At 72.9% G+C, this 17,792-nt stretch carries 24 protein-coding genes; 18 read left to right on the top strand and 6 right to left on the bottom strand.

Going from position 1 to position 17,792, the window contains the following annotated elements:
* Positions 1–30: 30 nt before the first annotated feature.
* The 6 genes from BN6_RS31060 to BN6_RS31035 all read left to right on the top strand — a co-directional run bounded on the left by BN6_RS31060 (position 31) and on the right by BN6_RS31035 (position 5,668).
* On the top strand, positions 31–504 hold the full coding sequence (locus BN6_RS31060) for a hypothetical protein (RefSeq protein WP_015103804.1): 474 nt from the start codon (positions 31–33) through the stop codon (positions 502–504).
* A 200-nt stretch (positions 505–704) separates the two neighbouring features.
* On the top strand, positions 705–1,652 hold the full coding sequence (locus tag BN6_RS31055; RefSeq protein ID WP_015103803.1) for a zinc-binding dehydrogenase: 948 nt from the start codon (positions 705–707) through the stop codon (positions 1,650–1,652).
* Entirely contained in the window at positions 1,652–2,518 is an 867-nt protein-coding gene (locus BN6_RS31050) for an LLM class flavin-dependent oxidoreductase (protein WP_015103802.1), read from the top strand. The genes BN6_RS31055 and BN6_RS31050 overlap by 1 nt, the downstream gene beginning before the upstream one ends.
* Positions 2,515–3,360: an alpha/beta fold hydrolase gene (locus tag BN6_RS31045; RefSeq protein WP_015103801.1), complete on the top strand. Its 846-nt coding sequence runs from the start codon at positions 2,515–2,517 to the stop codon at positions 3,358–3,360. Before BN6_RS31050 ends, BN6_RS31045 begins: the two co-directional genes overlap by 4 nt.
* An 87-nt stretch (positions 3,361–3,447) precedes the next feature.
* Positions 3,448–4,227: a hypothetical protein gene (locus tag BN6_RS47085; protein WP_158509467.1), complete on the top strand. Its 780-nt coding sequence runs from the start codon at positions 3,448–3,450 to the stop codon at positions 4,225–4,227.
* 304 nt (positions 4,228–4,531) lie between these two features.
* Positions 4,532–5,668 carry a glycoside hydrolase family 19 protein gene (locus tag BN6_RS31035; RefSeq protein WP_041314663.1) on the top strand — a complete coding sequence of 379 codons (1,137 nt, stop codon included), beginning with the start codon at positions 4,532–4,534 and terminating at the stop codon, positions 5,666–5,668.
* 165 nt (positions 5,669–5,833) lie between these two features.
* Here BN6_RS31035 and BN6_RS31030 read toward each other — a convergent pair whose 3' ends face one another.
* Positions 5,834–6,829 carry a C40 family peptidase gene (locus tag BN6_RS31030; protein ID WP_231904803.1) on the bottom strand — a complete coding sequence of 332 codons (996 nt, stop codon included), beginning with the start codon at positions 6,827–6,829 and terminating at the stop codon, positions 5,834–5,836.
* Positions 6,830–7,051: 222 nt separating this feature from the next.
* Here BN6_RS31030 and BN6_RS31025 point away from each other — a divergent pair, with 222 nt between their 5' ends.
* Both BN6_RS31025 and BN6_RS31020 read left to right on the top strand, forming a co-directional pair.
* Complete coding sequence (locus tag BN6_RS31025) at positions 7,052–7,810, top strand: lytic polysaccharide monooxygenase (RefSeq protein WP_015103797.1); 759 nt, start codon at positions 7,052–7,054, stop codon at positions 7,808–7,810.
* Between the two features lie 162 nt (positions 7,811–7,972).
* Positions 7,973–8,551 carry a DUF305 domain-containing protein gene (locus BN6_RS31020; protein ID WP_231904802.1) on the top strand — a complete coding sequence of 193 codons (579 nt, stop codon included), beginning with the start codon at positions 7,973–7,975 and terminating at the stop codon, positions 8,549–8,551.
* Positions 8,552–8,659: 108 nt separating this feature from the next.
* On the opposite strand, the gene BN6_RS31015 is transcribed toward BN6_RS31020, so the two are convergent.
* Positions 8,660–9,562 carry a pseudouridine synthase gene (locus tag BN6_RS31015; RefSeq protein WP_015103795.1) on the bottom strand — a complete coding sequence of 301 codons (903 nt, stop codon included), beginning with the start codon at positions 9,560–9,562 and terminating at the stop codon, positions 8,660–8,662.
* A gap of 68 nt (positions 9,563–9,630) precedes the next feature.
* The gene (locus BN6_RS31010; protein WP_015103794.1) at positions 9,631–10,233 is read right to left on the bottom strand and encodes a DUF4230 domain-containing protein; all 603 of its coding nucleotides are present in this window, start codon (positions 10,231–10,233) and stop codon (positions 9,631–9,633) included.
* A gap of 99 nt (positions 10,234–10,332) precedes the next feature.
* Between BN6_RS31010 and BN6_RS31005 the strand changes: the two genes are divergently transcribed.
* Positions 10,333–10,827, top strand: a complete 495-nt coding sequence (locus BN6_RS31005) for an HAD domain-containing protein (RefSeq protein WP_041314660.1) — start codon at positions 10,333–10,335, stop codon at positions 10,825–10,827.
* 50 nt (positions 10,828–10,877) lie between these two features.
* Here the strand turns inward: BN6_RS31005 and BN6_RS31000 are convergent, their stop codons facing one another.
* Positions 10,878–11,420: a hypothetical protein gene (locus BN6_RS31000; RefSeq protein WP_041318726.1), complete on the bottom strand. Its 543-nt coding sequence runs from the start codon at positions 11,418–11,420 to the stop codon at positions 10,878–10,880.
* A gap of 295 nt (positions 11,421–11,715) precedes the next feature.
* On the opposite strand from BN6_RS31000, the gene BN6_RS30995 reads away from it, so the two are divergent.
* Positions 11,716–12,369, top strand: a complete 654-nt coding sequence (locus BN6_RS30995; protein ID WP_231904801.1) for a fibronectin type III domain-containing protein — start codon at positions 11,716–11,718, stop codon at positions 12,367–12,369.
* A 203-nt stretch (positions 12,370–12,572) separates the two neighbouring features.
* Here BN6_RS30995 and BN6_RS47080 read toward each other — a convergent pair whose 3' ends face one another.
* Positions 12,573–12,800: a hypothetical protein gene (locus BN6_RS47080; RefSeq protein ID WP_162164596.1), complete on the bottom strand. Its 228-nt coding sequence runs from the start codon at positions 12,798–12,800 to the stop codon at positions 12,573–12,575.
* On the opposite strand from BN6_RS47080, the gene BN6_RS50315 reads away from it, so the two are divergent.
* Positions 12,702–13,226 carry a barstar family protein gene (locus BN6_RS50315; protein WP_408005268.1) on the top strand — a complete coding sequence of 175 codons (525 nt, stop codon included), beginning with the start codon at positions 12,702–12,704 and terminating at the stop codon, positions 13,224–13,226. The two genes, BN6_RS47080 and BN6_RS50315, sit on opposite strands and share 99 nt — an antisense overlap.
* Here BN6_RS50315 and BN6_RS47310 read toward each other — a convergent pair.
* Positions 13,132–13,338, bottom strand: coding sequence for a hypothetical protein (locus tag BN6_RS47310; protein ID WP_041314654.1), 207 nt, complete (start codon positions 13,336–13,338; stop codon positions 13,132–13,134). The genes BN6_RS50315 and BN6_RS47310 overlap by 95 nt on opposite strands.
* A gap of 120 nt (positions 13,339–13,458) precedes the next feature.
* Between BN6_RS47310 and BN6_RS30980 the strand changes: the two genes are divergently transcribed.
* The 7 genes from BN6_RS30980 to BN6_RS30955 all read left to right on the top strand — a co-directional run bounded on the left by BN6_RS30980 (position 13,459) and on the right by BN6_RS30955 (position 17,778).
* Positions 13,459–15,081 (top strand): AMP-binding protein, encoded by a 1,623-nt coding sequence (locus BN6_RS30980; protein WP_041318721.1) that lies wholly within the window; start codon positions 13,459–13,461, stop codon positions 15,079–15,081.
* A 31-nt stretch (positions 15,082–15,112) separates the two neighbouring features.
* Complete coding sequence (locus BN6_RS30975; RefSeq protein WP_051075806.1) at positions 15,113–15,427, top strand: response regulator; 315 nt, start codon at positions 15,113–15,115, stop codon at positions 15,425–15,427.
* Positions 15,406–15,531: a LuxR C-terminal-related transcriptional regulator gene (locus BN6_RS50310; RefSeq protein ID WP_408005345.1), complete on the top strand. Its 126-nt coding sequence runs from the start codon at positions 15,406–15,408 to the stop codon at positions 15,529–15,531. Before BN6_RS30975 ends, BN6_RS50310 begins: the two co-directional genes overlap by 22 nt.
* Before the next feature lie 24 nt (positions 15,532–15,555).
* Positions 15,556–16,644 (top strand): M20 family metallopeptidase, encoded by a 1,089-nt coding sequence (locus tag BN6_RS30970; protein WP_015103787.1) that lies wholly within the window; start codon positions 15,556–15,558, stop codon positions 16,642–16,644.
* 80 nt (positions 16,645–16,724) lie between these two features.
* Entirely contained in the window at positions 16,725–17,075 is a 351-nt protein-coding gene (locus BN6_RS30965) for a metalloregulator ArsR/SmtB family transcription factor (protein WP_041314651.1), read from the top strand.
* Positions 17,072–17,581 (top strand): SRPBCC family protein, encoded by a 510-nt coding sequence (locus BN6_RS30960; protein WP_015103785.1) that lies wholly within the window; start codon positions 17,072–17,074, stop codon positions 17,579–17,581. Before BN6_RS30965 ends, BN6_RS30960 begins: the two co-directional genes overlap by 4 nt.
* Positions 17,578–17,778, top strand: a complete 201-nt coding sequence (locus BN6_RS30955) for a hypothetical protein (protein ID WP_041314648.1) — start codon at positions 17,578–17,580, stop codon at positions 17,776–17,778. Before BN6_RS30960 ends, BN6_RS30955 begins: the two co-directional genes overlap by 4 nt.
* Positions 17,779–17,792: the final 14 nt, after the last annotated feature.

The following is a 17,792-nucleotide window of genomic DNA, read 5'->3' as shown; positions in this document are numbered from 1 at the left end:
GCGCGCTGAACCGGGAAATGAGGGAGTGCCATGTCGACAGTGATGGTGATCCGACGCTCGGCGGTGGTCGGCCTGATCGGGGTGTTGGCCGTCGTGGGCGCGCTGGTGGCCTTGCAGCCCAGGGCGAACGCCGACAACGCCGGTTGCGGGCTGGCCGCTGCGGACTACTCGAACCGGCTCTACCACGGGTTCGTCACGGACCTCCAGGTGGTCGGCAGAGCCAGCCCGGTGACGGTGCGGTTCGGCACCGACGGCACGGTCCGGACGACAATTCTCCGGCAGAGCACCACGGTGGTCGGGACCGCGCCTTACACGCTTTCCGCCGGAACGGTGAGCTGGAACGTGCCGGCTGTTTCCCCGTTCCCCCAGGTGACTTTCGCCAGTCGGGACCGGGGGTGTGACAACAGCAGTGCGGTGCCGCGGTCGATCGGCGGGGTGACTTCGGACATCGTGAGTTCCGGGGAACCGGTCCGGACCGCTTTCACGCTCTACCGGGAAACCTGAGCGTCCGCCGCCGACCGGTAGCGGTTCGCGGCAGTGGATTCCCCGGGGCCGGCCCCGGGGAATTCCGCCGTACCCGCACCCGGCGGTGGCCACCCCGAAGATCGCACTCCGACAAGCACCCCCGGCAGTCGCACTTGACCTCGACCAAAGTCGAGGTACCAGGCTGGGCGGCACAGTCGGAGCGATCACTGGGGGATGCCGTGCGTGCGGTGTGGTTGACGGGGTTCGGCGGGCCGGAGGTGCTGGTCGCGGGAGAGGCCCCGGATCCGGTGGCCGGGCCGGGGCAGGTGCTGGTCGAGGTGGCCTACGCGAACATCACGTTCGTCGAGACGCAGTACCGGGCCACCGGCCGGGGCCCGTTCGGGATCGAGCCGCCGGGGATCCCGGGCAACGGGGTCGGCGGGGTGGTGACCGGGGTCGGGCCCGGCGTGGACCCCGGCCTGGTCGGGCAGCGGGTCGTGACGTCGACCGGTGGTTCGGGCGGGTACGCCGAGCGGGCCGCGGTCGACGCCGCCGGTGTGGTCGTGGTGCCGGACGGGGTGCCGCTGGACACCGCCGTCGCGCTGCTGGCCGACGGCCGGACCGCCCTGCTGAACCTGCGCGCCGTCGGCCCGGTGGCCGGGCAGCGGGTGCTGGTGCTCGCCGCGGCGGGCGGTGTCGGCACCCTGCTGGTGCAGCTCGCCAAGGCCGCCGGCGCGACGGTCGTCGGCGCGGCCGGCGGGCCGGACAAGGGCGAGGTCGTGCGCGGCTTGGGCGCGGACGACGTGGTCGACTACCTGCGGCCGGACTGGGCGCGGCGGGCCGGGCCGGTGGACGTGGTGTTCGACGGCGTCGGCGGGCCGACCGCGCGGGCCGCGTTCGAGCTGCTCACGTCCGGCGGGCGGATGCTCAGCTACGGCCTGGCCAGCGGCGAGTGGGCGGCGGTCGACCCGGACCGCGCCGCCGCGCGCGGTGTCGTGCTGGTCGCCGGCGACCGGCCCACGCCGGAACTGGTGCGCGAACTCGTGGCCGACGTCCTGCGCCAGGCCGCGCGAGGCGCGGTGCGCCCCGTCGTCGGGCAGCGCTTCCCGCTCGCGCAGGCCGCCGCCGCGCACGCCGTCATCGAATCCCGCGCCACGGTCGGCAAGACGCTGCTGGAGGTGCGGTGATGGACGTCGGCATCACGCTGCCCGGCTTCGGGCACGACATCATCGCCTTCGCGCAGCACGCCGAGGGCGTGGGCCTGGAGTCGCTGTGGCACGGCGACCACCTGATCCCGCTCAACCCGTTCCTGGACAGCACCCTCGTGCTGGCCACGGCCGCCGCGGTCACCTCCCGGATCAAGCTCGGCTTCGGCGTGATGGTGGTGGCGCTGCGCCCGCCCGCGTGGACCGCCAAGCAGGTCGCCACCCTGCAACACCTCTCCGGCGACCGGGTGCTGCTCGGTGTCGGCAGCGGCGGCGACGCGCACGGCGAAGCGGCCTGGCGGGCGGTGGACGTCCCGTTCGCGCAGCGCGGCAAGCGCACCGACGCGGTGCTCGACGTGCTGCCCGGCCTGGTCCGCGGCACGCCGGTCGGCCTGCACGGCGCGCAGGTCGTGCTCTCGCCCGGGGCGACCATGCCGCCGCTGCTGGTCGGTGGCGGCGGCGCGGCCGCGCTGCGCCGCGCCGCCCGGTACGGCGACCACTGGTACCCGGCGTTCGTGCCGCGCGCCGCGATCGCGGCCGGTGTCGCGCGGCTGACCGAGCTGGCTGACGAGTTCGGCCGGCCCCGGCCGGGCGTGACGGTCGGCGTGAGCGTGGCCCTGGGCGACGTGCCGGCGGCGGCGATCGACCGGCGGGTCAAGGGGATGACCGACTACGGCGTGTCCGAGGAGGCCGCCCGCGAGGTGATCGTCACCGGCTCACCCGCGCGGGCCGCCGAGCGGTTCGCGGCGCTGGTCGAGGCGGGCGCGGACCGGATCGTGGCGATGCCGTTCACCGAGGACCGGTTCCGCCAGGCCGAGCTGGTCGCGGCGGCTACCGTGGCGGTGTGACCGAAGAAGTGGTGCGCGCCAACGGCGTGGAGCTGTGCGTCGAGACCTTCGGCTCGCCGGAGGACGCGGCGGTGCTGCTGATCGCCGGGATGACCGGGTCCATGGACAACTGGGGAGACGGGTTCTGCGCCGGGCTCGCCGCGCGCGGCCGGTTCGTGATCCGCTACGACCACCGCGACACCGGCCGGTCGGTGGCCTACCCGCCGGGCGAGCCCGGCTACACGGGGCGGGACCTGGCCGAGGACGCGGTGGGCGTGCTGGACGCGTTGGGGGTGGCCCGCGCGCACGTCGTCGGCTTGTCGATGGGCGGCGGCATCGGCCAGGTGCTCGCGCTCGACCACCCGGACCGGGTGGCCACCCTGACCCTGGTGGCCACCAGCCCGGTCGTCCCGACACCGCACGAGCTGCCGCCGCCGGCGCCCTCCCTGGCGGCGTACTTCGCGGCGGGCGGCACGCCGGAGCCGGACTGGACGTCGCGGGAGTCGGTGGTGGAGTACCTGGTGGCGGGCAACCGGCCGTTCCTGGGGACCCACCCGGTGGACGAGGACGCCGCACGCGCGCTGGCCGGCCGGGTCTTCGACCGCTCGCCGAACATCGCTGGCAGCAACAACCACGTGCACGCCGCCGGTGGTGGGGAGTCGCGCTCGCGGCTGGCCGACGTGGTCGCCCCGACGCTCGTCGCGCACGGCGAACTCGACCCGCTTTTCCCGTTGGCGCACGGCGAGGCGCTGGTGGCGGAGATCCCGGGGGCGATCCTGCTGGTGCTGCCGGGCACCGGGCACGAGCTGCCGGCGGCGGTGTGGGGGCTGTTCACCGACCGGTTGGTGGAGCACACGGCGTGACCACCGAGCGTGGTGCGCCGACCGCGCGCCGCTGATTCACCCGGACGGCCCGCTCAGCCGGTGACCGATCGGGCCGACGGTGTGGGAGTGCCGCGAACCCGCAGGAACCGCATCGCCGCCGCGCTCGTGGTCACCGCCGCGCTCGGGACGTTCTGCGCGCTGGCCGCGCTGCTCGCCCCGGGCACCCCGACCGAGGACCCCGAGGCGCTCGCGGTCGCGGTGCTCGACACCGCCCGGCGGGTGACCGACCCGGCCGCCGCCGCCATCGCCGAGCAGGTGGGCGGCGCGCTGCCGGCCGGGGCGCGGGCGGTGGTCGTGCGGCCCGCTCGGGCCAACGAGCCGTCCTCGCGCGGCGGCACGCCCCACGTCGCCGTGGTGGTGGGGCAGACCGACCAGGCGGCGGTGTCGCTGCTGGTGTCCAACGGCGGTGTGGTCGGCTCGCACGCCACGGCGGACGGCTGGTGGACGTCGGTGGCGGTGCCCGCGTCGGTGCGCCCGCCGGCCGGCGCGGCGCTCGGGCTGCTGGTCGCCGCGGCGCTGCTGGGCGCGGCGGCGGCCGAACTGCCCCGGCCCCGGCCGGTCGTGGTGGAGCGGGACGCGTTGGTGCGCGGCCTGGCCGACCTGGCGGCGGACCTGCCGGACGGGCCGGCGCGGGCGGCGGAGGGCCTGCTGGTGGCGTCCGGCCTGCGGCCGTTGATCCCGGACGGGCGGCTGGTCGACCACCTGCGGCACCACGTCGTGGGCACCGAGCCGACCGCTGAGGACGACCTGGTCGACACCGTGGCGCACACGGTCCGGCCGGGGTACGCCGACGGCGGTCGGATCGTCGTGCACCCGTGCGTCGTCGTGTTCGTGCGCGGCCACTAGTTCCCGCTCGGGCGCGGTGGTCGATTCGCGGTGGTCCCACCGGAGTCATCCGAGACCACCGCCGGCGTCACGAGGGCTGTGCCGGCGGTGAACCGCTCGTGGCGCGCGGCGTATGTCTCCGCGGGCGGGTGGAATCGCCGTCGACTGGCCGGCGTGACCTGGCCCTATCCGTCCTGCGCGGAATATGGTTCGCCTTGGCGTCGATCGTCCGGGAATCTCGCACGTCACCCTTGACTGGTATAGACCAATCTGGTTGCGTGTGCCACGTCACGTCCGAGGGCGCTCGAACGGAAGAAGAGATCACGTGTCGAGAATCCGCGTAGTGGCGGCCATCGCCACCATCGTGGTCGGGGCGGCACTGACCGTCGCCGCGGTCGCCACCACGGCCACCGCCGCCGCCTGTGCGACCGCGTGGAGTTCGTCCGCCGTCTACACCGGCGGCCAGGCGGCCTCCCACAACGGCCGGAACTGGTCGGCCAAGTGGTGGACCCAGAACGAGAAGCCCGGCACGGCGGCGGTCTGGGCCGACCAGGGCACCTGCGGCGGCACGACCACCCCGCCCACCACCACGCCACCCACCACGACTCCGCCGACCACGACCACTCCGCCGACGAACTGCTCCTACCCCGCGTGGGCGCAGGGCCAGTTCTACGCCGCGGGCAGCATCGTCCGGTACACCGACGGCAAGAACTACATCGCCGAGCACGACAACCCGGGCTACGACCCGCTCGTCTCCACCTGGTACTGGGACCCGTACACCGGGTGCGGCGGCACCACCACGCCGCCGACCACGACCACGACGTCCACCCCGCCCCTCCCGGGTGGTTTCGTGGTCACCGAGGCCCAGTTCAACCAGATGTTCCCGAGCCGGAACTCCTTCTACACCTACAGCGGGCTGACCGCGGCGCTGAAGGCGTACCCCGGTTTCGCGAACACCGGCAGCGACACGGTGAAGCGGCAGGAGGCGGCGGCGTTCCTGGCCAACGTCAACCACGAGACCGGCGGCCTGGTGCACATCGTGGAGCAGAACCAGGCCAACTACCCGCACTACTGCGACGCGAGCCAGCCCTACGGCTGCCCGGCGGGGCAGGCGGCCTACTACGGTCGCGGTCCGATCCAGCTCAGCTGGAACTTCAACTACAAGGCGGCCGGTGACGCGCTGGGCCTGCCGCTGCTGACCAACCCCAGCCTGGTGCAGACCGACCCGTCGGTCGCCTGGCAGACCGGCCTCTGGTACTGGAACACGCAGAACGGGCCGGGCACGATGACCCCGCACAACGCGATGGTCAACGGCCACGGCTTCGGCCAGACGATCCGCAGCATCAACGGTTCCCTGGAGTGCGACGGCCGCAACCCGGCGCAGGTCCAGAGCCGGGTGAACGCCTACCAGCGGTTCACCGGCATCCTGGGGGTCGCCCCGGGCAACAACCTGTCCTGCTGAGCAGCACCGTCCTGCTGGGCAGCCGTCCTGCTGGGCAGCCGTCCTACTGGGCAACACCCTCCCGCCGGGAAACGCCTTCCCGCCGGGAACCCGCTGAACGAAACGGGGTCCGCCAGGCGTGGCGGACCCCGTTCCGCGCGTCCCGACGGGATTCGCGCGGCGGGCTCAACCCACGACGCGGCGGATGACGCTGATCGGGCCGATGGAGTCGATGTCGGCGATCCTCACCGGCACGCCCTCGGTGGACGCGTGCACCGCGCGCACCCCGTCCACGACCATCGCCACGTGCGACTGCCCGGAGTAGTAGATGACCAGGTCGCCCGGCTGGACCTCGCCGCGGCCCACCGCGCGGCCGACCAGGGCCTGTGAGTAGGTGGTGCGCGGGATGGGCACGCCGGCGGCGCGGTAGGCGGCCTGGGTGAGGCTGGAGCAGTCCCACGCGTCCGGACCGTTGGCGCCGAACACGTACGGCTCCCCGCGCTGCGCCAGGGCGAACTCCAGCGCCGCTCCCGCCGCACCCGACGGCACCGGCACGGTCGACGTGTCGCCGGGTGCGGCGAGCACCGCCTTGTCCGCGGTCGACAGCGAGCGGTACTGCGCCCGCGCGTCCGCCACCTGGCGGTCCAGGGCTTCTTGGCGGCCGGCGATGTCGTCGACGAGCTTGCGGGCGTCGTCGGTGGCCTGCGTCGCACGCTGTTGTGCGTCCAGCGCACCGGCTTTGGACCGTTCGGCGGAGTCGACGGCGGCTGAAAGGCGGTCCAGGGCCTCGCCGTGGTCGGCGGCCAACAGGTCCAGCGCGCTCATCCGGTTCAGGAAGTCCTGCTGTGACCCGGAAACGAGCAGTGCGGACAGGCCGGTGAAGGTGGCACCCTCGAAGGTGGCCTCGGTGAGCAGGTCGACCCGGCCGCGGAACAGCTCCTGGTCGGCCCTGGCCTGGTCGCCCAGGCGCGCGGCCTCGCCGAGGTCGGCGTTCGCGCGGTCCAGCTCGCCCTGCTTTCCCGCGAGTTCGTCCTGTGCCTTGAGGTGCTCCTCGTGCAGACGTTCGGCCTCCCGGGACAGGTCGTTGTACTCCTGGAGCGCGTCGGACGCGGAGGGTTGGGCGTGGGCCATGGCGGGTACCACCGCGTGCGCGCCGAACGCGGTGAGCAAGACCGCCGCCAAGGCGACCGAACGCCTACCGGGTCGGGTGTTCACACCCGGGGCTACGGCCCACTGGACCAGTCGGTTCAGATCCTTGACCCGGATGACGTTCACGATTATGGTCTAGACCACATCGCCGAGTGACGACTCACCTGCGGGCTGTCACCCGGTGTCAATCCGGCCGCCGCGGATTTGGACCCTGCCCTGGAAACCTCTCGGGGTTTCCTCCGAAGGAGCTGGACAATGACCTTCAAACGCAAGCTCGCGGCGGTGCTCGCCGGCGTGGGCATCGCCCCGTTCATCGTCGTGGTGTCGGCGGGCACGGCCAGCGCGCACGGCTACATCTCCTCGCCGCCCAGCCGGCAGGCGAACTGCGCGCAGGGCCGTGTCTCGAACTGCGGGGCCGTCGTCTACGAACCGCAGAGCGTGGAAGGCGCCAAGGGCCAGCAGAACTGTCACGCGGGTGACAGCCGGTGGGCTCCGCTCAGCGACGACAGCAAGGCGTGGCCGGCCACCACGGTCGGCAACAACGCGACCTTCACGTGGACGATCACCGCCCGCCACGCCACCACGACGTGGCAGTACTTCATCGGCGGCAGCAAGGTCGCCGAGGTCAACGACGGCGGCCGGCAGCCCGGCTCGACCGTCACCCACAACGTGAACCTGGGCGGCCGGACCGGTCGCATCAAGATGCTGGCGGTGTGGAACATCGCGGACACCCCGATGGCGTTCTACTCCTGCGTCGACCTCCAGGTCGGCCCCGGCGGTCCCGACCCGACGACCACCACCCGGCCGACCACGACCACCACGCGCCCGACCACGACGACCCAGCCGACGACGACCACGACCCCGCCCGCAGGCGGCACGTGGGCGGCCGGCGTCTCGTACGCGGTCGGCGCGCAGGTCACCTACGGCGGTTCGTCCTTCCGCTGCATCCAGGGCCACACCTCGCTGACCGGTTGGGAGCCGCCGAACACCGCCTCCCTCTGGCAGCGGCTGTAAGCACGTCGGAGCCGAGCCCGTCCGCGCCGCCCTCTCCGGGCGCGGGCGGGCCTTCCGGCGCTGAACCCCCGGTGCTGATCACCGGCCCGGCTCCCGCCGCCGGATTCCCCAGTAGTGGACTCCCGCTGTCCGGGATTCCCAGTGCTGACAAGGAGGACGACCTTGCGACGCCTCACAGCCGCGCTGGCCGGCCTGCTGCTGCTGGCCGGTTGCGGCCTCGGCGGCACCGACCTGGTGGCCGCGCCCACCGGACCCGTGTCCACCGTGGTGGAGACCAACGACTTCAACCCGGTCGACGTGATGTTCCTGCAGATGTCGGTGCCGCACCAGCGCACCGGCCTGGAACTGGTCAAGATGGCCCACGACAAGCCCGTGCGCTCGGAAGTCAAGACCCTCGCCTCGGCGATCGAGGTCACCCAGCTGTCCGAAGTGGACTCGATGCTGAAGTGGTTGCAGGACTGGAAGCAGCCCGAGTCCGCCGGTGACAACCCGCAGCTGCACGCGGGGCACGGCGGCGACCACTCGACCAGCCCGGAGTCCATCGCGGCGCTGGGCACCACGCCGTCCGGCGAGTTCGAGAAAGCCTTCCTGAACCTGCTCATCGCCCACCAGCACAACGCCGTCGAGATGGCCAAGCTGGAGCGCGAGGGCGGGGTGAACCCGCAGGCGAAAGCCATGGCGGAGCGCATCTTCCAGTCCCGCACCGGCCAGATCGCGCAGATGCTCGGGTACCTGGAGTAGCAGCACCGCCCCGGCCGGGACCCGGTCGGGAACCCGGGTTGTCCGGCCGGTCCGCCGTGCCGCCGGGCAACCCGCGGCGCGCTGGAGCGCCGGGCGACCCGCCGCGCGCTAGAGGTCCAGCCGCAGCCGGCTGGTGAACCGGTGCTCGACGCCGGTCACCGGGTCGGTGAACGACAAAACCTTCGCCAGCAGCTGCAACGGGTCGGTGAAGTCGTCCAGCGGCTTGTCGCGCAGCACCGGGTAGAAGTCGTCGTGCCGGATCGGCACCCCCAGGCCCGCCAGGTGCAGGCGCAGCTGGTGGGTGCGCCCGGTGGTCGGGGTGAGCCGGTAGCGGCCCCAGCCGGCCCGGTGCTCCAGCAGCTCCACCAGGGTCTCGGCGTTCGGCGGGCCCTCGATCTCCTGCGCGGTGATGACGCCCTTCACCTTCACGATCCGGCTGCGCACCACGCGCGGCAGCCCCAGTTCCGGGTCGTGCCGGGCGATCGCCTCGTACTCCTTGCGCACCAGGCGATCGCGGAACATCGTCTGGTACTTCCCGCGCAGCCTCGGGTCCACCACGAACATCACCAGACCGGCGGTGACCCGGTCCAGCCGGTGCGCCGGGACCAGGTCCGGCAGGCCGAACTCCCGCCGCAGCCGGACCAGCGCGGTCTGCACGACGTGGCTGCCGCGCGGGATCGTGGCCAGGAAGTGCGGCTTGTCCACGACCAGGATCGCGTCGTCGCGGTGCACCACCCCGATCTCGAACGGGACCGGCACCTCGTCGGGCAGGTCGCGGTGGAACCACACCGACGTGCCGGGCGCGAACGGCGCGTCCGGGGCGATCGGGCCGGCCAGGTCGACGATCCGGCCCTCGGCCAGCAGCACGTCGATCCGCTCCGGCGCCACCCTGGGCAGCCGCGCCACCAGGTGGTCGCGGATCGTGGCCCACGGGCCTTCGTCGGGCAGCCGCAGCCGCGCCGGGTCGAGGCCGTGGCGCTGGGGCAGCGGCGGCCGGAGCTTGCGTCTCATCAGGCGGTGAGCCTACGCCGACCGCCGCGTGGCCGGTCGGCGTCGGTGGCGGGTGCGCTCGGGCGGGATCAGTCGGTGTCGGTGAACCGGACCTGGTAGCCGAGACCGCCGAGCATCCCGGTGAGCATCCGCCGGGTGCTCTCCGCGGCGCGCTCGGCCAGCCCGGACTCCCGTGCCGCGTCGGCGATCTTCTGCTCCGCGGCCACGTAGAACGGCTGCTGGTCCGGCGCTTCGACGATCGAGGCGAGCCGGTCGATCAGGCCGCGTTCCTGGGCGAACACGTAACACCGGTCCTGGTGCAGGTTGGGCTTGTCCAGCACCGGTTTGGGCAGGTCGACCTCGACCGACTTGCCGTCCGCCGAGACCTTCAGCGCACCTTCGGCGAGGTCCTCGAACTCCACGTAGGCGTTGACCGACCCGGCCGCCACGAACAGCGTCCGCTGCCCGGCCAGCGCCGCCGGCACGAACTGGACGTCCCGCTCGATGTCCAGCACCACCTGGTACTCGCCGGCGGCGGCGTGGAACTGGCTCAGGTCCCGCAACGACTGGAGCACCGCCGGTTGGCTCCGGTCGATGGTGTCCGTGCCGAACCGGGGGACCACGAGGAACGCCGCGACCAGCGCCGCGACCGCGAGCACACCAGCGACCGCCACAACGATTCGCCACTTCATGCCGACGGGCTACCCGTTCCCCGGCCGGCGGAATCCGCACCGGGCGGGCAGCGGACTCGCGCGGACGGCGTACTAGGTTGGTCCTGGGAGGTGCCGGAGATGCGACCGCTGCTGTTGCTGGACGTCGACGGCCCGCTCAACCCGTGGGCCGCGAAGACGCCGCCGGACGGGTACGTCGAACACCGCTGGCGGCTGTCCCGGTGGCGTCGCCGGACTCAGCACGCGTGGCTCAACGCCGCGCACGGCACCGCGTTGCTCGACCTCGCCGCCCACTTGGACGCGGACCTGGCGTGGGCGACGTCGTGGGAGCACCGCGCGAACACCACCGTCGGTCCCGCGCTGGGGCTGCCGGACCTGCCCGTGATCGGCTTGCGCGCCTACGAGGGCCGACCGGTGTGGAAGTACGCGGCGGTGGGCCGGTTCGCCGCCGGCCGGCCGTTGGCGTGGTTCGACGACGATTTCGACCTGTACCGGTCGGCGCGCGAGGCGTTCCTGGCCCGCCGGCGCGAGATCACCGCGCTGATCGCCGTCGATCCGGCGACCGGGTTGCGCGTAGAGCACCTCCGGGCCGCCGAGGACGCGCTGCGGGCCTGAACTCACACCCAAATGGGTTTTTCCTTTGACCCGTGGAAACGCGGTGAGTGTCAGTCGTCTTCCTTGTCCTCGCCGCGCTTGCGCAGGAACGCGAACCCCGGAATGCCCAGGATCGCCTGCCGCACGTCGTTGGTGACCTCCAGCAGCTGGTGGATGTCCGGGCCCACCTTGTCCAAAGTGGACATGATCGGCAGGACGTCCTCGATCAGGTGCTTGGTCAGCACCGGGAGCTGGTCCACCAGCTCGATCGCGGCGTCCACCTCGTGCGCCGAGAGCTCCTCCACGAACCGCTGCGCGAGCGGGTGCGCGCGCTGGGCGAGCGGCGCGTAGGAGTCCATCAGCTCGCGGGACGTGCGGACGGTGCGGCCGGCGTCGTCGGTCACGGTCTCCGCGATCGCGGTCACCGCGCCCGCTCGGTCCACCAGGTTCTCGGTCTTGTCCAGCACCCGCTCGGTGCGGGCCACCAGGGTGTCGGCGCGGCGCACCACGTCTTCGGCGGCCTCCAGCAGGCCGAGCACCCGGCCGGGGACGGAGAGGGCGGTCTCGACGGTCGTCCGGGCCAGCCCGAAGATCCCACGCGGTGTCAGGTCCATGCCCTCCACTCTGCCGTACCGCGGGTTCCCGAGCCGCCCGAGCGCCTTGCCGACATCGCCGCGCACCCCATACAGTGACCTGCGCCACCGCCTCGGCTGTCGCGGCCCGCGTTCCGCGGAGCCGGAGGAGGTCCGCATGTCCCCGCGAGTGGTCGCCTCGCTCCCCGACGTTCGGCTCTCCGAAATCCGGCGTCCCGGTGGTTGGACGCGGCGGCGACTGGTTCGGGGCCTGCCGCACGAGCGGCGGCCGAAACCGGATCACGGTCGTGCGAAGCGGAATCCGGTACTGGCGCGCGTGCTCCTCGTCCCGTTGCTGCTCCTGGCCGCGTGCGCGGGGCCGGGGCCCGGTGGGCTGACCGCCGTGCTCACCGCGCCGACCGACGTCTACCTGACCTGGAACCCGGACCCCGGCGCGGCGGGCCAGACCGTCGAGTACGCCGACGACCCCGACGGCGAGTACACCGTGCTGCACTACGCCCAACCGGGCGAGAACTCCTACGAGCACCCCGACCTGGTCCCGGAAACCCGCTGCTACTACCGGGTCCGGCCGTACTTCGGGCCGGCGTCCGAGCCGGTGGAGGTGGCGCTCCCGCCGGGCGACGACGTGCCGGCGGAGGACTCCCACGGGTGGGCCGAACCGCGCAAGGGCCGGCCCGGCGGCCACCCCGTCCGGTCTCCGGACGCGGCCCCCGCCGGCCTGCGGGCGCAAGCCCGGCACGCCAACGGGATCCTGTTCAGCTGGACCGACCGGGCGGTCGGCGAGGACGGCTACCTGCTGGAGGCCCGGCCCGCCGGCGCCGGGGAGTACTCGGTCGTCGCGACCCTCGACCCGGATGTCACGTCGTTCGGGCTGGTCACCCTGCCGAGCGAGAAGCGCGCGAGCTACCGGGTCCGCGCGTTCCACCGAGGCCCGCCGACCACCGTGGCGTACCAGAAAACCCTCGCCTAGCCCGATTCCGGCATGACTCACCGTGGCCGGGTGCACGATGATGGGACCGGCTCGGTGCTGGTCGCGGCAGAGGACGTGGACGGGTTCTTCGTCGACCCGGAGGAGGAGCACCCGGAAGTGCTCTTCCGGGGTGTGCACCAGGTGAGCCGCGCCCTCCGCCGCACCGAGGACGCCGCGCTGAAGATCGTGGACCCGCTGGGCCGTCAGGTCGGCGAGTACTCCGTCGGCCGGGTGGCGCTCGGGAACGCCGGGGCGGCCCCGCCGGACAGCGTGTCGTGCCGGATCTTCCACAACCGCTGCGAGTGCCCGGCGGCCGAACGGATCTGGCGGCGGTGGGCGTCGGGCGTTCCGCTGGCCGAGGGGAGTGGCTGGGCCTGCCGCCCGCCCACCAGGACACCTGGTTGGCCGTCGCGCAGAACTCCTGGTACCACGCGACCCGCGACACCCCGACCCGCGACGCCGTCCGGCGTGAGGTGGGTGGTGTCGTGCACCTGGACGGCGCGGCCATCACCACGAACACGGCGTTCTACTGCGCGCTGGGCGAGGCGGTCCACGGACCCGGCGGCCACTGCGGGGCGAGCCTCGACGCCCTCGCGGAGTGCCTGTCCGACGGGTCGGCGCCGCCGCCGGCGGAGATCGTCTGGCGGGAGTTCGCGGCGTCCCGGGCGTCGTTGGACGGCATCTACCTGGAACTGATCCTGGAGGCCCTGCGCGAATCCGGTGTCGCGGTCACCCTCGTGGACCGGTACGGAGTCGCCCGCGCTACGGGACGAGCGCGTGCGCCACGGCCTCGGCGTGACTGCGCGTCGAATCGGCCAGCGGCACGGCGCAGACGTCCTGGACGACCAGGAGCGTGATCTCCGTGCATCCCCAGGACGACCGCCTCCGCACCCCGCGCCACGCCATCACCGCGATGTGCACGAACGGCACGCCGACCGCGCCGGCCACGGTGTCCGCCACCTTGTGCATTGAGCCTGCTGTGCGTCGAGGACGGCGGTTCGGTGCTGCGCTGCGAGCTGCCCTGACGGCCTCCGGCGACGTCTCCACTTGGAGGGATCGCGGGGCCGCTACCTGCGGTACGTTGCCGTGATGGCGGACCTGAGCTACTCCTCGGGCACCTCGGAAGTGCCGCTGCTGGGCGACACCGTCGCGGCGAACCTCGATCGCGCCGCCGAGGCGCACGGCGGGCGCGAGGCGCTCGTGGAGTGCGCCACCGGCCGCCGCTGGACCTACCGCGAGCTGGTCGCCGAGGTCGACGCCGTCGCGGCCGGGCTGTGGGCGTCCGGGGTGCGGCCGGGCGACCGGGTCGGCATCTGGGCGCCCAACCGCGCCGAGTGGTTCCTGACCCAGTACGCGACCGCGCGGATCGGTGCCGTCCTGGTCACCGTCAACCCCGCCTACCGGGTGCACGAGCTGGAGTACGTGCTCGCCCAGTCCGGGGTGCGGACGCTGGTCGCCGCCACCTCGTTCAAGACCTCCGACTACGCCGGGATGATCGAGCAGGTCCGGCCGCGCTGCCCGGCTCTGCGCCAGGTCGTGCTGCTCGACAGTCCACAGTGGACCGAACTGCACTCGTCGGACCTGCCGGAGTGGCCGGAGCTGTCCGCCGACGACCCGATCAACATCCAGTACACGTCCGGCACCACGGGGTTCCCCAAGGGCGCGACCCTGTCGCACCACAACATCCTGAACAACGGGTACTTCGTCGGCGAGCTGCTCGGGTACACTGTGGACGATCGCATTTGCCTTCCCGTTCCCCTGTACCACTGCTTCGGGCTGGTCATGGGGAACCTGGCGGCGACGACGCACGGCGCGTGCGTGGTGCTCCCCGCCCCCGCGTTCGACCCCGCCGCCACCCTGAAGGCAGTCGCCGACGAGCGTTGCACCTCGCTCTACGGCGTGCCGACGATGTTCATCGCCGAACTGGCCGACCCCTCGTTCGACAGCCACGACCTGTCGTCGCTGCGCACCGGGATCATGGCCGGCTCGCCGTGCCCGGTCGAGGTGATGAAGCAGGTCGTGGAGCGGATGGGGATGCGCGAGGTTTCCATCTGCTACGGCATGACCGAGACGTCCCCGGTGTCCACCCAGACCCGCCGCGACGACGCGCTGGACCGCCGGGTCGCCACGGTCGGCCGCGTCGGGCCGCACCTGGAGGTCAAGGTGGTCGACCCGGAGCACGGCCGCACGGTGCCGCGCGGCACGCCCGGCGAGCTGTGCACCCGGGGCTACTCGGTGATGTTGGGCTACTGGGAGCAGCCGGACAAGACCGCCGAGGCGATCGACCCGGCGCGCTGGATGCACACCGGCGACCTGGCGGTGATGGACGACGACGGGTACGTCAGCATCACCGGGCGCATCAAGGACATGGTCATCCGGGGCGGCGAGAACGTCTACCCGCGCGAGATCGAGGAATTCCTCCACACCCACCCGGACGTCCTCGACGCGCAGGTGATCGGCGTGCCCGACGCCAAGTACGGCGAGGAGCTGATGGCGTGGCTGCGGCTGCGGCCCGGCGCGGCCCCGCTGACCGCCGAGGCGGTCCGCGAGTTCTGCGCGGGCGAGCTGGCCCACTACAAGATCCCCCGGTACGTGCACGTCGTGGCGGAGTTCCCGATGACCGTCACCGGCAAGGTCCGCAAGGTCGAGATGCGCCGCCAGGCCGCGGCCATCCTCGGTTCGGCCGGCCCGGACCCCGCGGAGCGCCCGTGAGGATCCTGGTGGTGGACGACCACCCCGTGGTGTGCGACGGGGTGCGCTCGCTGGTGTCGGCGACGCCGGACATCGAGTCGTCGGGTCGGCGCGCACCGCGCGGGACGCGGTGGTGCCGAACATGCTGGGCAGCGAGGCGTTGCCGCGCATCACCGCCGTCGCGCCGACTGCCCGCGTGGTGATCTTCACCGCCTACGACGACGACCACGCCGCGCTCTCGGCGGCGCTGCACGGCGGCGCGCACGGCTGCCTGCGCAAGGACGTCACCGACACCGACCTGGTGGCGCAGTCGCGGCGGATCGTCGCGGGCGGGCCAACCCGGAGATCGCCGAAGAGCTGGGGCTGACCCGCGACACGGTCAAGACCCACCTCCAGTCCGCGATGCAGACGCTCGGCGCGCGCAACCGGGTGGAGGCAGTGCGGCGCGCCCAGGAAGAGCAACTGCGGTAACGGTTCCTGCGGCAGGATGGCGCCGTGGACCTGGACGAGTTCCTGACCCTGGCCGACGGCCTGCTGCGCATCCCCTCCACCGCCGACCGGCCGGCCGAGCTGGCCAAGGCCCTCGACCACGTGCTCGGCGCGGTCGGGCCCGGTTTCACCGTCGAGCGGTTCGAGTCCGGCGGGAAACCCAGCGCGCTGGTCTACCGGGGCGCGACCCGGCCGGAGTTCCGGGTGCTGTTCAACGCCCACCTCGACGTCGTGCCCGGCGCGCCCGAGCTGTTCGAGCCGCGCCGGGAGGGCTCGCGGCTGCACGCGCGCGGCGCGCAGGACATGAAGCTGTCCGCGCTGGTGCTGGCGCTGGTGTTCCGGGACGTGCCGACGCCGTTCCCGGTGGGGCTGCAACTGGTCACCGACGAGGAGGTGGGCGGGCGCGACGGCACCCGGCACCAGCTCGACCAGGGCGTCTCGACGCGGTTCGCGGTGATCGGCGAGCACAGCGCGTTGCGACTGGTGACGGAGTCGAAAGGGCTGGTCAACGCCCGGATCGACGCTGTCGGGCGGGCCGCGCACGGCGCGTACCCGTGGTTGGGGGACAACGCGCTGGTGAAGCTGGTGCGGGCGCTGGGAGCGGTGCTCGACGCGTACCCGCAGGCCACCTCCGAGGCGTGGCGGACGACCGTGAACGTGGCGCGCGTCGAGACGTCGAACACCGCTGTGAACCAGATCCCGGCGGACGCCTCCGCGTGGCTGGACATCCGGTTCCCGCCCGAGGACGCCGACTTCGCCCGCCGGGACGCCGACGAGGTGGCCCGGCACCTGTCGGACCTGTGCGGGCTGCCGGTGGCGGTGCGCTCGGTCGAGCCGCCGCACCGGGCCGACCCGGACAGCGTCGACGTGGCGGCCCTGCGAGCCGCCGCCCGCGCGCAGGGGTACTCCGGTGACCTCCTGCGCAAGCACGGCGCGGCCGACTCCCGGTTCTTCTACCAGCGCGGGGTCGACGCGGTGATCTTCGGCGTCGGCGGGGACGGTCAGCACGGGCCGGACGAGTACGCCGACCTCGACACCGTGCTGCCGTACTACCGGGCGCTGAGCGCCTACCTGAGGTCGTTGCCGGACGCGTGACCCCGGCCGTTCCCGGCCCTGTCCAAGCCCGTGGACTGCGCCTTTGCCAGACGTGTAACCCATCAGTTACGCTTTCGTTCGTGAACGAGGTGGCCGGCGCGATCGCGGACCCCGTGCGGCGGGAGATCCTGGTCCTGCTGCGGGGGTCGCGGTTGTCCGCCGGGGAGATCGCGAGCCGGTTCGAGATCAGCCGCCCTGCCGTGAGCCGGCACCTGCGGGTGCTGCGGGAGTGCGGTCTGGTGCGCGACGAGGTCGTGGGCCGGCAGCGGATCTACCTGCTCGACCCGGCCCCGCTGGCCGGGCTGGCCGACTGGCTGGCCCCGTTCCTGCGGCCCGCCGGGTGGGAGCACCACCTCGACGCCCTGAAAACCGAGGTCTACCGGACGCGCCGCGAGCGGGGCGCGGACCGGCGAGAGGAGAACACCGCATGACCAATCCCCCCACCGGCCGGCTGTTCCGCGTCGGCGAGAAGCACGACCTGGTGCTGACCCGCACGTTCCGCGCGCACGCGGAGGACGTCTGGGCCAGCGTCACCGAATCCGAGCGCACCGCCCGGTGGTTCGGCCGCTGGGAGGGCGAGGCCGCGCCCGGCCGGACCATCAAGATCCAGATGGCCTACGAGGAGGAGCAGCCCTGGATGGAGGCCCGCGTCGAGGCGTGCGAGCCGCCGATGCGCCTGGCCGTGTCCACCACCGACGTCAACGGCGTCTGGCGGATGGAGTTCCTGTTGTCCGAAGTGGACGGTGTGACCGAGCTGAAGTTCGTGCACCACCTACAGACCGTCGAAGGCGTCGGCGACATCGGTCCGGGCTGGGAGTACTACCTCGACATGCTCGTCGCGTCCCGCGCCGGCACCCCGCTGCCCGAGTTCGACTCCTACTACCCGTCGATGAAACCCCACTTCGAAGGGCTGGTCGAGGGCTTGGCGGAAGGGTGACCGACGCCTTGGTGCGCCTCGCGGACGTTCTCGCCGGCCCCGACCCCGACCCGGTGACCGTGCAGTCCGAAGTGGACACCGTGGCGGCGTTGCCGGCGAACCACTTCACCCACGAGGAGCGCAAGATCGTCGCGGTGCCGGACGAGCTGACGGCGTCCGCCGGTCCCGAGGACGCCGCCACCTCACTCATCCGCTGACGCTCCGGTCCGCC

Source organism: Saccharothrix espanaensis DSM 44229 (genome assembly GCF_000328705.1).
In the GTDB taxonomy this organism is placed as follows: Bacteria; Actinomycetota; Actinomycetes; order Mycobacteriales; family Pseudonocardiaceae; genus Actinosynnema; species Actinosynnema espanaense.
Note: the sequence above shows the minus strand (reverse complement) of the source record. Positions and strands in the feature narration are given on the sequence as shown.

Coding starts and splice junctions, on each gene's coding strand:
- BN6_RS31010 (WP_015103794.1), bottom strand. CDS start 10,233: ATGAAGTGGCGAATCGTTGTGGCGGTCGCTGGTGTGCTCGCGGTCGCG.
- BN6_RS30980 (WP_041318721.1), top strand. CDS start 13,459: ATGGCGGACCTGAGCTACTCCTCGGGCACCTCGGAAGTGCCGCTGCTG.
- BN6_RS31050 (WP_015103802.1), top strand. CDS start 1,652: ATGGACGTCGGCATCACGCTGCCCGGCTTCGGGCACGACATCATCGCC.
- BN6_RS30960 (WP_015103785.1), top strand. CDS start 17,072: ATGACCAATCCCCCCACCGGCCGGCTGTTCCGCGTCGGCGAGAAGCAC.
- BN6_RS31025 (WP_015103797.1), top strand. CDS start 7,052: ATGACCTTCAAACGCAAGCTCGCGGCGGTGCTCGCCGGCGTGGGCATC.
- BN6_RS31005 (WP_041314660.1), top strand. CDS start 10,333: ATGCGACCGCTGCTGTTGCTGGACGTCGACGGCCCGCTCAACCCGTGG.
- BN6_RS47310 (WP_041314654.1), bottom strand. CDS start 13,338: ATGCACAAGGTGGCGGACACCGTGGCCGGCGCGGTCGGCGTGCCGTTC.
- BN6_RS31060 (WP_015103804.1), top strand. CDS start 31: ATGTCGACAGTGATGGTGATCCGACGCTCGGCGGTGGTCGGCCTGATC.
- BN6_RS31015 (WP_015103795.1), bottom strand. CDS start 9,562: ATGAGACGCAAGCTCCGGCCGCCGCTGCCCCAGCGCCACGGCCTCGAC.
- BN6_RS31000 (WP_041318726.1), bottom strand. CDS start 11,420: ATGGACCTGACACCGCGTGGGATCTTCGGGCTGGCCCGGACGACCGTC.